This is a genomic window from Salinibacillus kushneri (assembly GCF_900111405.1).
Taxonomy (GTDB): Bacteria; Bacillota; Bacilli; order Bacillales; family Alkalibacillaceae; genus Salinibacillus; species Salinibacillus kushneri.
Map to the genome: position 1 here is coordinate 136,244 of NZ_FOHJ01000008.1, position 13,561 is coordinate 149,804.

The window sequence follows — 13,561 nt, forward strand, 5'->3', positions numbered from 1 at the left end:
TCCGTATCACGTGTTGCTTGCCTAATTTCCTATTACTTTTAAGAAAAAATAAAAGAACAGAAGCTATAAAGAGCTCCTGTTCTTTTAACCATTTAATTATCCATATTTAATAAGATTTAAAATCCATAAAAGCTCGGACCACCATTTAACTGTTCCATAAGATTTCCTATAATACTATCGCCTATAATCATCATTATGATGACAACCGCGATATTCGTGAGTAAAATTCCATAAACTACATCAAGTCCACCTTCTTCATATTGGTATGATTTAACCGTAAATAATGTAGCCGTCATTGAAATACTGAACAATGCAAGTGATAAAAATAATATAATCGTACTAAACATATTAATAGATAATAAAAGGAATAATAAAGAAAGTAGTAACAAAGCAGTTGGTACTACCATTAAGGTTCCAAATTGTGTCAAAACTTTCAAAAATGGTAATTCTACTTTCATGAGTTTAGAAATGGCAAATATAACTGCTATTAATGCCGCAAAAAAGATTAGCAATATTAAAAATGGTTTCAGAACAACATCAAAAAATGGAACCTGAATATACCCACCGGTCATTTTATTGGTTGCAGTGTAAAAATATAACGGTAATAATAAAGCGAATAGAATGACAGTAATGATGGCATTTACTTGATCGGACTCATGAACTTTTTTACTCGTTTCGAAAGGATGTTTTATAGCATCTGGAATGAAATGTAAATAATTTCTTCCAATTTCTTTTCCTTGTGTTACATATTGATTAGATTGCGTGTTCGCTTGTGTTTGTATGTTTGGTTCTTCTTGTGGATATGTATCCTCTTGTGAATTCCTCTCAATATTCATTGCTGCTTGCTCCAACTTGGTTCCACAGCTTATACAAAATTTCGCATCCTGATCATTTGGTGTGCCACATTGTGGGCAGTGCATAACCATCTCTCCTTTATAAATTTATTTCTTATTCTTCTTCTGAAGGGGTCAGTTCTTTTACATTATCAGCACTAAATCCCCAAAATAAGTTATAGTAATCATTCACTATCCATTCATCATTTTCCTCATCATAGATGAGTTCATATCCCCTATCATATTCCGTTTCCTCTGTTTCAACTTCTTCCTCATTGGTATTTGCGGTAGTAGAATCGTATTGCAAACGTGCTTCTACAGAGGCCGTATAAGTATTGTCCGTATACTGTATGTCAAAACTGTCTAAATCAAACGAGGACTTTTGGTAAGTCCCTATCCACTCTACTTCATCTTCTTTCATATCGGAGATTTCCTCAGTATGGACTTCTAATAGATTATTTGATATATGGGAAAAATTTGATTCATCTAATTCACGATAAGCTTTTGCTCTATCTTGCGCATATGTGTGAATAGCATTCATCATATCTGTTTTTACGTCTTCGGAAAAAGGTGAATCCACTGCTAGATTAATCGTTTTTTTATCAATTTTAGCTTTTTCCGTCTCTACTTTACCCCAGGGAAACTCAAGTTCTGCGTGGGCTGTTGCTGAACCATTTAATGATATAGGGCCAAATTGCGCGCCGTCTTCACTAGATTCTATCTCTTCTTCATTAATATAATAATTTACCTGAGAAGCTAATTGATCATAGCCAGTATTTAAATAAACATCCCCAGCTTCTAAATAGACTTCAGTATATAAATTTTGATCAGACACATTTATGAGTTCGATTTGATTACTATTTTCCAATTGGACAAAATCATTTTCATACTCAGCTTTTAATTGATATATACCGGGTAATACAGGACCAACTTCCTGTTCAAAGTTATCTGAATCCGACATGGCAACCTCTTCATCTTCTAAATAAATAGCTGTATCGACTAAGTTTGTAGCAACAGTAAAATAGAATGGTGTAATGGTAATTTCATAGCGATCAAATAGAAATGCAGTTTTTCCATTCTGTTCTAATTTAAAAACACCATTATGACCTTGCTCATCCTGTCCCTGATTTAAGGCTTCTGCTTGTTCTTTTAAAGAATGAATAACTGATTCGTGATAATCTGGATTTTCACTAAAATAGGTCATGAGCGGTTCAACATTCTCTTCTGTAATAGATAGCTCGGAATCGTTACTATAAAGTAATTTTGCCAGTTGACTTTGGTCTTGTTCACTAATGGCTTCATCAAATTTCTCAATCAACCTATCCTTATCGGTTAATGCTGTTCCTGCCTGATATCCAATAACCAGAAGTAACACAACAATCCCTATACCCAGAGAAACTAATTTTTGCCTTTTGGTCCATGGTTTCTTAGGTTTACTTTGAGATTGGATTGATTTTTTGTTCTGTTGGGGAAAATCATATGCAGGTTGAGAAGCAGAAACCTCTGTGCCACATTCAGAACAAAATCGAGCATCAGCTTTCAAAGGATGCCCACATTCTTTACAGTATCCCATCCATTTTTTCACTCCTTTTCTTAAAATTTCATGTAACTTTACAATTATATTACAAAATACCCATGAATTCATCAAAAATTGTCAAAAAATCAGGATTTATTTTGACAAGTCGATTAACCATTAAAAAAGGAAGTTATCCCAATGGAATAACTTCCTTGTACATTATGAGCTATGACGAATTAAGAAGTATTTCTTCTTCCCTCTTCTTATAACGGTAAATTTATCATCAATTTTGTCTGTATCTGTAATCGTGTATTTAAGGTCCTTTTGACGTTCGCCATTAATATAAATGGCCCCATTTCCAATATCCTCACGTGCCTGGCGTTTCGATGATGATATTTTTGCCTCTACCAATAAATCAATAAGGCCTTTTTCCTGTTCATTAAGCGTAAAGGATGGTACATCTTTAAAGCCTTGTTCAATTTCAGTCCCGTTAAGCGAGGCGATATCACCGCTGAATAGAGCTTTTGAGATTTTTTGAGCCTGTGCTAAAGCCTCTTTACCGTGAATGAGTATTGTCATTTCTTCTGCTAATCTCGTTTGGGCAATACGTTTCTCAGGCTGTGTTTCAACCTCTTTCTCAAGCACAGCTACTTCATCTTTTTCTAAAAATGTAAAGTACTTGATAAATTTTATAACATCACGATCATCTGTATTAATCCAAAATTGGTAGAATTCATAAGGAGATGTTTTTTCCGGGTCTAACCATACAGCCCCACCTGCTGTTTTCCCGAATTTCGTTCCATCTGCTTTTGTAATAAGCGGAACGGTTAATCCAAACGCCTTTGCGTCCTCTCCTTCCTCTGATGTACGACGGATTAATTCTAATCCTGCTGTAATATTGCCCCATTGATCACTACCGCCAATTTGCAAGGTACAGCCTTTATCTTTATATAAGTTTAAAAAGTCAAGAGATTGAAGGATCATGTAACTAAATTCAGTAAAAGAAATGCCGTTTTCAATTCTTGATTCAACCGAATCCTTTGCAAGCATATAATTAACCCCAAAATGCTTTCCAATATCCCGTAAGAACTCAATAATATTCATGCTGGATAACCAGTCATAGTTATCAGCCGGTATGACATCAGCTTCCTCTTCATTCGTATTTAACACCCCGGCCACCTGGTTTTTAAGACCTTCACTCCATGCTCTTACTGTGTTTTCCTCGTTTAGCTGTCTTTCGGTATTTCGTCCGCTTGGGTCTCCAATCATTCCTGTTCCGCCACCTACAAGTGCTATAGGACGATGCCCCGCCCTCTGAAATCTTTTCAGCATTAATAATGGAACAAGGTGTCCAATATGAAGACTGTCCGCTGTGGGATCAAAGCCACAGTATAAGGTTATGGTGTTCTCCTCTAAATGCTTTTTTAATCCTTCTTCATCGGTTATTTGATTCACAAGCCCTCTATCTTTTAGATCCTGTATAATATCCACGATGTATCCTCCTCTTCAATTTTTTCAGATTCAATGAAACAATTCTGTTTAGCGACATATGAAGGTGAAGGAAGTCACGCAAGTCACTACGCGCAGGAGCTGGACAAAATCATTTCTGAATTTTTATCCACAGAGCTCTCATAATCTCATTTCCTATACCATAAAAAAACCTCGTTCCTATCTAAATGATAGGGACGAGGTCACCCGCGGTACCACCCTGATTGCAGTCAAATATATAAACTGCCGCTTTCCAATTCATAACGGTTTGGTGAACCGTTTCTGCTATAAACAGAAATTGCTCCCAGACGTAATTCGTCAATCTGTCCTGTACTGACTTCCACCAACCGCCAGCTCTCTAAAACAGTAAACAGACCACTACTGCATCCTTTCTCAGCATTACGATTTTATTGTTGTTAATTATTAATATATAGCACAAAAAAAAGAATAACGCAAGTATAAAAATAAAGAATGCTTACAAAACAGGATTCTGCAGCTATGATTCTATGTAGTTTTCCAAATTTCATTAGACCCGGCTGTTAACAAATGACCTATTAAACCTAACTTTCGTAATAACCTTATGCTTATAATCAAGGAATTGTAAATAGTAAAATGCTATTTATTCACAAATATTATAATTAAGAACAAGGGAACAAAGTTTGCTTCATATGGACTTTCTCCTATCCTTCTTTACTGGACAGAATCCGATCATCTGCTTACTGTTAAACCATTTCATTTTTAAGCTGAATCTGACCCTGGAAATCGACAAAACCAGCACATTTTCCTCCCTTTTGATTGCAACATTATGATATAATATTGATGGTATTTTTAGGGGGTATATTATGAACGAGAAGCTTCGCCAATTTGTACATAATGTGAAATCATGGTGGCAGACTGGAAAACTACAGAAGTTTTCGCGTATCACTAGTGATGTAACTTGGAATATAATTCTTATCTTTTTAGTGTTAGGTTTAATCGGTGCATTTTTTGTTGGAGGCATTGGTGTTGGGTATTTTGCTTCATTAGTAAAAGAAGAGCCCATTCGCAGCTATGCCGACATGAGACAGAATATTTATAACTATGAGGAAACAACGGACCTTTATTTTTCTAATAATAAACATTTAGGCGAATTGCGGGCTAATTTACATCGTGAAGAAGTTGATATTGAAAATGTATCCGAACATGCCATTAATGCTGTAATTGCTACGGAAGACGAATTGTTTTACAACCATAAAGGTGTGGTACCGAAAGCTATATTAAGAGCTTTATTTCAAGAATTCACAAATTCTGAAACACAGTCAGGCGGAAGTACCTTGACGCAACAACTTATTAAAAATCAAATATTAACCAATGAGGTATCTTTCGAACGTAAAGCAAAGGAACTACTTCTTGCTTTAAGACTGGAAAACTTTTTTAAGAAAGAGGAAATTTTAGAAGCTTATTTAAACGTAGTCCCTTATGGACGTGATTCTTCAGGACGCAATATTGCCGGTATTCAAACAGCTGCACAAGGAATTTTTGGTGTTGATGCCAAAGACTTAAATATTCCTCAAGCAGCATTCATAGCTGGATTACCCCAAAGTCCATTTGGTTATGCACCATTTACAAATGGTGGGGAGATAAAAAGTAAAGAAGGCTTAGAACCTGGCTTTAACAGAATGAAAACTGTATTAGACCGGATGCACGAAAATGGCTATATAAATGATAAACAGTATGAAGATGCACTCAACTACGATTTAACTAAAGACTTTATTGAACCAAAACCTTCTCCGATTCAGAATTATCCATATTTAACCTTTGAAATTGAACAAAAGGCATCCAGTATTGTAGCTGAACATTTAGCTGAACAAGATGGTTATACAAAAGAGGATCTGGAGAACAACGATAAGCTTCGAGAAGAATATAATATAATTGCTAAGCGCAATTTACAGCAAAATGGCTATAAAATTCATACCACCATCGATAAAGAAATTTATGATGCACATCAAAAACTGGCTAAGAAATATGAACACTTTAAACCATCCCAAACAGTAATCGTTGAAAACCCTGAAACGGGAGAAAAGGAAGAGAAGGAAATTCAAGTACAGCCAGGTGCTGTGTTACTAGAAAATAAGACTGGAAAAATTCTTTCTTTTGTCGGTGGACAGAATTATAAAGAAAATCAAAATAACCACGCGTTTGATAGGGCACGACCGAATGGAAGTACAATGAAGCCTTTATTAGATTATGCACCGGCGATGGAAAAAGGAATTATTCAGCCAGCGAGTCCTGTCCTGGATGTAAAAGGTAAAAACGGCTGGTATCCAAGCAACTATGTAGCCAGCTCTGAATCAGGGATTACAGATGCGCGTACAGCACTTGCGAAATCCTTAAATATTCCAGCAGCAAGAATTTACAAAAAAATGCTTGGAGATCAACCACCTCCTGCAACCTATTTGGATCGCATGGGGTACACGACTCTTATTGATAATGAGCGAACCAGTGACTACGAAAATCCGTCTATGTCCATTGGCAGTATGTCATACGGTGTCTCTGTGGAAGAAAATGTGAATGCCTTTGCTACCTTTGGCAATATGGGGAAATTTGTGGATGCCTACATGATTGAAAAGATTGAAACAAAGGATGGAGAAATTCTTTATGAACATGAAACAGAAGAACAGGAAGTGTTCAGTCCGCAAACATCCTATTTAACACTTGATTTAATGAGAGACGTTATTTCTTCAGGGACAGCAACCTATGTGAACAGTATATTAAACAATCCAAGTGTTGATTGGGCAGGTAAAACAGGTTCAACCGAAAATATACAGGATGCATGGTTTGTTGCAACAAATCCGAATGTAACGATTGGCACATGGATCGGTTATGATACCTATGATAAAGATGGAGATGGTGATGGGTATGGACATCCTAGTGACAATAAAAACAGTGATCCTGATCGCCTCATCCATTTAAATTATAATACGGGTTCTGGATTAAGCTATAGTAACAGAAATATTCGCTTCTGGGGAGAACTCGTTAATGCAGCAACAAAAATTCGCCCTGATATAATGGCACCGGAACAAAAGTTTGATAATCCCGGAGGAATTGTTACAAGAAGTGTTTGTGCTGTATCAGGTTTACTCCCAAGTGAAGCCTGTAAAGAAGCAGGATTGGTTACAACAGATATATTTAATGCAAAATATGTACCATCAGAGGAAGACAATAGCTTAATAAAAGGCGATTATGTCAAAGTTGATAATAAGTTCTATCCTGCTGTTGAAGGGACACCGGAAGAATTTACGGAGGAAGGATTTATGTTAAATCCTGAATATCTGGAAGAACAAGGTTGGGATGATGTAGAGAACCTTAAAAAAATTATACCTGATAATGAAAAATGGTCGAAGATTCAAATTCCAGAAATCGAGGAGCTTCCGGATGATGGGAAGGCACCTTCTTCACCATCAAATGTCTCAATATCCGGAAAAACGCTAACTTGGAATGCTCCATCTGATAAAGATGTGATAGGGTATCGTGTTCATATGGCCAACGAACCAGGTGAGCCTGGTGAAACCATCGGAAATACCAAAAATACTAAATTCACGCTGCCAAATAATAATCAGGCTTATTATGTTACCGCTATTGATTATTACGGACGAGAATCATCATTATCTGAAACAGCTATACATGGAGAAATTCATAAAAATTCCTTAAGTCTAAAGGACTTATCCGCTTCAGCAATTAAGGATGGTGTACGATTGACCTGGAATAAACCAAATTCTGATGAGTTCTCACATGTGAAAGTTTTACGGGGATCAAAAGTCGTTGGAAAGAACATCAATAGTAATTCATTTGTAGATAAAAATATTAAACCAAACCAGTCTTATTCATATACCGTTATACCTGTTGATACAGACAATGATGAGAGCAAAGGTCAAACCATAACGATTGAAACGAAAATCAATTCTTCGGATGAGGAAGACAATGGAACAAATGAGACAGAAGAGGAGTGAGCTATAATAGCTCACTCCGCTTGTAGAGAACCCCCTAAAATAACACTTCGCCTGCCGCGGGTTAGGACTGAGTCTCCTGATAGGAACGAAACTGTCAAGGCTCCCACATTATTCTACTTCATTTTAAGGTATCTATTGGAAGTTATTCTGTTGAAATATCTTCTACCTCCAGCGTAATTGCCAAAATAAAACCAAATTCTCCTGCTACTGCATGGATTGCTTTTCCACTTTCTTTTCCTCTGGATAATAATCGAAAATACTTTTTGTATAACAGATTTTATGCCTTTCACGATCTAGCTTGAATTTATTTTGTGATAGATCGTTTCGTCGTTTCTAACGCTCCTTTTACTGCAGGTAGATATCGATAACTACAGACGGAATTTTCCATTAATAAACATTCTTACCAAATTAATCTACGAAATTGCGGCTAGTTTCGTTCATGATAAATCGCTACATTTTAGTCTAGTTTCCACTCCCAGGTCCAAAACAGACTAAGCAGAATCCACTACGTGACCAAAAGGATGTCACTCCGTAAATTCTGCCTATGCTGTCGGGCCTAAACGGTCGCCTCCGCTTTTCAGTGCTGGGTCTGACCTATGCAGGACAAGGAAAGCTACAAGGCCTTTACATCACCCGATATACATACATTTTATGAGGAGTGTACATATCGTTCCTCCTCTAAAATCGTTCATTGTTCTCCTTTGGAGTTGATCGTTTTTGTTATTTCCCAACCCCGAAGATAGCCTAGGGATTCCTAACTATCTTTTCACACATTTATAAGCTGAATTTTCGTACTAAACCATTTAATCTTTCTGCTAGTTTGGCTAGCTCTTCTGAACTTGAAGCAACTTCTTCCATAGAGCTATTCGTTTGTTGTGTAGATGCTGATGTTTGCTCTATACCTGCTGATGCTTCTTCTGATGCTGATGCGATCTCATCAATAGAACCAGACATTTCTTGGCTCGTAGACGACATTGTTGATAGATATTGTGTTACCGTTTCAATGTCATTAGCCATTTGTTGAACAGCACTATTGATTTGATCGAAGGTTTCACCAGTTGTTTGAACTTGCTCCGTACCTTTTTCCACTTCGGAATAACCATTCTCTAATGCATTGACAACGGTGTTTGTCTCTTTTTGGATGTTCTCAACGATTCCGGTAATATCCGATACAGAATTGGCTACTTGTTCAGCAAGATTTTTCACGCTATCAGCTACAACAGCAAAACCTTTACCCTGCTCCCCAGCACGGGCAGCTTCTATTGCTGCATTAATAGCCAACAGACTGGTTTGGTCCGCAATATCCTCGATTACATTCACTAATTTTGAAATATCTTTGGATTGCTCGTCCAGTTCTTTTACTTTCTTGACTGTATCTTGAACCATCTGATCGATAAAGTCCATTTGGTTGACAGATGTGTTCATAAGTTGACTTCCTTTATCTGTTAGTTGCAGTACATTATGAGATTTTTGATAAATAAGTTCTCCTTTTGAATTTGCTTCTTGTACATTTTCGGTAAATGTTTGAGCATTTGAGGACAATTCACTTGCATTATTAGCTTGAGATTCCGTTCCAGAAGAAATCTCTTGCATCGTACTAGCAATCTGCTCAGAACCTTGCATCACTTCATTAGCAGACTTATTTAATTCCTCACTTTGATTACTTACAGTTTCGGAAACGTCGTTAATTTGTTGCAGTAAATCCCTCATACTATTGTTCATGGTATTTGTTGCCGAAACGAGCTGACCGACTTCATCATTTGATTTGGTTTGAAGCGGTTCCTGACTTAAATCACCATTAGCAATAGACTTCATTCTTTCAAGTACAACAAAAATTGGTTTAGTAATTTTACGTGTTGTGATTAACGAAATAATTACTGCTAAAGCTAATACAACTACAAGCGTAATGGATATTGGGATTAATATGCCTTTTGCCTTATTTTCAAACTCTGCCTTGTTAACTGTTCCACCGATTACCCATCCAGTTGTATCGTTTTTAGCAAAACCCATGATTTTATTCTGTCCCTCAGACTGATAATCAAACGTTCCTTGCTTTCCCGACTCCGTAATTTTTTGATAGTAATTTCGATTAGATTGATCTTTCCCTATGTAACTTTTATCTGGATGTGCCAAAAAGCTCCCTGATTGGTCAAACAAAACCGCATACCCTGTATCGCCAATTTTTGTTTTATTTAGCATCTCAAGTAACGAATTTATGGATAAATCAATTCCAACAACGCCTTGTAATTCATCGTTTCTATAATACGCCTTTGCAGCTGTAACAACTGTCTCATTCGTTGCCTCGTCAACATAAGGTTCTGTCCAAATGGTTGAATTCTTGGCTTCTACAGCTTTTTGATACCAAGGTCTTTCTTTTGCGTTAAAATCTTCACTTAAATCAGCTTTTGGATAAATAACAACATTACCGGTTTCATCAAATCCTGTATACAAACTTTTTATATAATCATTCGAATCTGCGGTCTCTTTTAAATATTGAAATAATGCATCTGAATTATCCTTTTGATAATGGGTTATTAGTTCATTAGAAGTTAACCTGGTTAATGAGCTATCAATGTTTTCAAAAAATAAGGTAAAGGTATCATTTAAACCTCCTACTTGGCTCTCTACATTTTTAGTCAGCTCATTCGTTGTATTCTTCACGCTGTAAGTATAACTGACAAAAGCGATTATTCCCCCAGCTATAATAATAAGTAAAAGAAAAGGAAAAAGAATACGTGTTTGGATGGTCTTCTTTCGTTTCTTAAAAATTTTGTTTAATTTCATGTTCTACGACCTCATTTCATTAGAATGTCTATTGCCAATTTTAACTACCTTTTTTACATCACCTTTCCCTTCACAACCGACTACAACGTATTTTATTGGTCCTTTTGTAGTGTGACTTTTGATTTACAAACAAAAATACGATAATTTTCAGCATTTTTCAATGATTCTTGATATTTCGTCACATAATTGTCACATTGTAGCTATGTGAATATATCATAATTTTTTATCAGTAATAATCTATTTGTACCATTAAATATGGAAGGACTGTTTTCTATTATATCGAAACTTTTATCATCCCCGCACATATCTTCAAATCTTCTATTTACATCCGTTCCAAGGAGTGATGTGAATTTGTTAATAACATTTCTTTTTGGTGTTACTGTTAGATTATATCACTAGGTAAAAATAGGATATCTTCTCTTGTACCAACACCAACATGGTTTTAGATTTTTTTATTCTCTCTTGTTAGCAGTTAGCATCACGTTATTTTCAATACCATATTTATGAAGTTTTTGAATGGCTTCTTTGGATGTTAATCTCACTTTATCTTAGTTAATACTAAATTTGTTTTCCTTAAACCTATTATTATTCCAAATAATAATAGGCCATTAATCATTAAAATGCCTACTATAACAAATCCTACATCCGCGGAGTAATAATCGATTAACATACCCAAAACAGGAGAAAAATTAATCATACAAAAGTTTATTTGCCAAGTGTAACGCCTGCTTATCATGTCGTATTTCCCCGGGTTTATTACCTTCCCCAATTACATATCCTTCAAATGAAACACCTGCAAATTCAAAGATATATTGAAATTGCTGGATTAGGGGTAGCCCTTTAATATGTGGGTTATCTCCACCTACAGCTATTACGAAGGCAGTTTTAGATCGCATTTGAATCCCTGAATGTTTGTGACCACCTATCAATGAAATTTTTCATTTGCCCTGTCATACCAAACCAATATATAGGGGTGGAGAAAATGATGGTGTCATGGACCATTAATCGTTTGATAACTGAATTGTAATCATCATGATCATCCTTAAAACCTTCTTTATCATGTCGTAAGTCCTCGATTGGACGTATATAAAAATCCTTTAAATAAATTTTTTCTACTTGAATCCCCTTAATGGCATGTTCGGTAAGTATCTCGGTGTTTCCATTTTCACGTGTTCCCCCGTAAACAACTGCTATACTCACTTTAAACACTCCTTACTATTTTATTACCTTGATTTAAAGGTTGTAATTATCATAAAATGTATATATCAATTAATAAAGACGAATAATTTGATGCATTCAATCGAAAAAATCGATTATGGGGGGGTAAATATGGATACAAAACAGTTACTAACCTTTAAAACAGCTGCGGAAAATTTGAATTTTACTCAAACAGCAAAAATCTTAAATTTTGCACAATCTAGTGTCACGGCTAAAATTAAATCTCTTGAAGATGAACTTGATACTAAGTTATTTGAAAGATTGGGAAAGAAATTATATTTAACGGATGCGGGCGAGCAATTCAAATCATATGCAGATAGGTTATTAGCCTTAACTGACGAAGCAAGATTAATAGCAACAGGGGGGGGATGAACCATCTGGTACACTAGTGATTGGGGCACAAGAAAGTCAATGTACATATAGGCTTCCTCCGTTACTGAAGGAATTCCAAAACCAATTTCCTAATGTGAAATTAATATTTAAACCTGCTCATTCAGATGAAATGGCTAAAGAACAATTGCTTAAAGGAAACCTGGATGTTGCTTTCATTATGGATGAAGTCCGGTATAAGGATTCATTAGAAGTAGAAGCTTTGGTAAAAGATAAAATGAAGATTGTCGCATCACCTAATCATCGATTGGCCAATAAACCTGAAGTGAATCCTCAAGATTTAAAAGATGAAACACTTTTATTAACTGAGAAAGGCTGTTCATACCGTACAATTTTTGAAAACACCCTACGTGAATCAGAAATATTTCCTTCCAATAAAATCGAGTTTGTTAGTATAGAAGCCATTAAGCAATGCGTTTTAACGGGAATGGGCATAGCAAAATTACCCTCTATGGTCGTGAAAGATGAAATTGAATCAGGTAGATTAAAAGCCCTCAATTGGAAACATTATACCCCTCCTATTTTCACACAAATTGCCTGGCACAAAGACAAATCAATGAGTATTCCTTTACAATCATTTATAGATTTATCACGTCAAATGTTAAAAGATAAAGATATATCTTAAGTTTAAAAGGGTCCGATGAAAACATACAAAGAGAAATCGTAGGGTATTTCGTATTGAAAAAAGCATGGAAAGAAATTTTTCCATGCCTTTTGTTTAGTTTCTTATTCCACAAACGCCCCCGTTTGTGGAATAACTCAACTCTTTGAATATAATACTTTCCATAAAATCCCCAGCAACCATACTTATTAAAACGTAAAAAGGTAATGGTCGTGCCACATCATTCTCTCTACTTATATTATACTACTAATGATAAATTATTTATAGACTACTCTTTCTAAAATTCCTGTCATATACTGTTACATACAAATCTAAAAATATAAGAGGTGTATCAGTATGAATGACAAAAAAGATGTCTTAGATTGTGCTGAACCCTAAAAGTTAGACCAAAATATTTAAGCAGCTAGTTGACTGGTATGCAGACGGTATTCCACCGGGCTCATGCCAGTCAATTTTGCTTTTATCCGTTCATTGTTATAGTAAAAAATATAATCAGTTACTGCTTGCTTAAGCTCTTCAAATGATTTATAAACTTTACCGTAATACATTTCCTGTTTCATTAGCCCAAAGAAATTCTCCATTGGTGAATTATCTAGACAGTTTCCTTTTCGGGACATACTTTGAAAGATACCATTATCTTTTAGTTTCTTTACATACCTCTTCATTTGATAACCCCAGCCTTGATCAGAGTGTATAGTAGTTCGATAGGGGCAATCTTTTG

At 35.7% G+C, this 13,561-nt stretch carries 6 protein-coding genes, 2 pseudogenes and 1 other annotated feature; of the genes and pseudogenes, 2 read left to right on the plus strand and 6 right to left on the minus strand.

What is annotated here, in order from left to right; translation table 11 throughout:
- Positions 1-116: 116 nt before the first annotated feature.
- The 3 genes from BMX63_RS12640 to tyrS all read right to left on the minus strand — a co-directional run bounded on the left by BMX63_RS12640 (position 117) and on the right by tyrS (position 3,840).
- Positions 117-920: a zinc ribbon domain-containing protein gene (locus BMX63_RS12640; protein ID WP_177167303.1), complete on the minus strand. Its 804-nt coding sequence runs from the start codon at positions 918-920 to the stop codon at positions 117-119.
- A gap of 28 nt (positions 921-948) precedes the next feature.
- The gene (locus BMX63_RS12645; protein WP_177167304.1) at positions 949-2,406 is read right to left on the minus strand and encodes a zinc ribbon domain-containing protein; all 1,458 of its coding nucleotides are present in this window, start codon (positions 2,404-2,406) and stop codon (positions 949-951) included.
- 162 nt (positions 2,407-2,568) lie between these two features.
- Positions 2,569-3,840 (minus strand): tyrosine--tRNA ligase, encoded by a 1,272-nt coding sequence (gene tyrS, locus BMX63_RS12650; protein ID WP_093136267.1) that lies wholly within the window; start codon positions 3,838-3,840, stop codon positions 2,569-2,571.
- A gap of 187 nt (positions 3,841-4,027) precedes the next feature.
- Positions 4,028-4,241: a binding site (T-box leader), on the minus strand.
- A gap of 438 nt (positions 4,242-4,679) precedes the next feature.
- Here tyrS and BMX63_RS12655 point away from each other — a divergent pair.
- Positions 4,680-7,826, plus strand: coding sequence for a transglycosylase domain-containing protein (locus tag BMX63_RS12655; RefSeq protein ID WP_093136269.1), 3,147 nt, complete (start codon positions 4,680-4,682; stop codon positions 7,824-7,826).
- Between the two features lie 774 nt (positions 7,827-8,600).
- Here BMX63_RS12655 and BMX63_RS12660 read toward each other — a convergent pair.
- Both BMX63_RS12660 and BMX63_RS12665 read right to left on the minus strand, forming a co-directional pair.
- Positions 8,601-10,610 (minus strand): methyl-accepting chemotaxis protein, encoded by a 2,010-nt coding sequence (locus BMX63_RS12660; RefSeq protein ID WP_093136272.1) that lies wholly within the window; start codon positions 10,608-10,610, stop codon positions 8,601-8,603.
- A 689-nt stretch (positions 10,611-11,299) separates the two neighbouring features.
- Positions 11,300-11,810, minus strand: a pseudogene (locus tag BMX63_RS12665) (flavodoxin family protein).
- Positions 11,811-11,939: 129 nt separating this feature from the next.
- Here BMX63_RS12665 and BMX63_RS12670 point away from each other — a divergent pair.
- Positions 11,940-12,843: pseudogene (locus tag BMX63_RS12670) on the plus strand (LysR family transcriptional regulator).
- 392 nt (positions 12,844-13,235) lie between these two features.
- On the opposite strand, the gene BMX63_RS12675 reads toward BMX63_RS12670, so the two are convergent.
- A partial coding sequence (locus tag BMX63_RS12675; protein WP_143060161.1) for an IS3 family transposase occupies positions 13,236-13,561 on the minus strand: 326 nt, incomplete at its 5' end.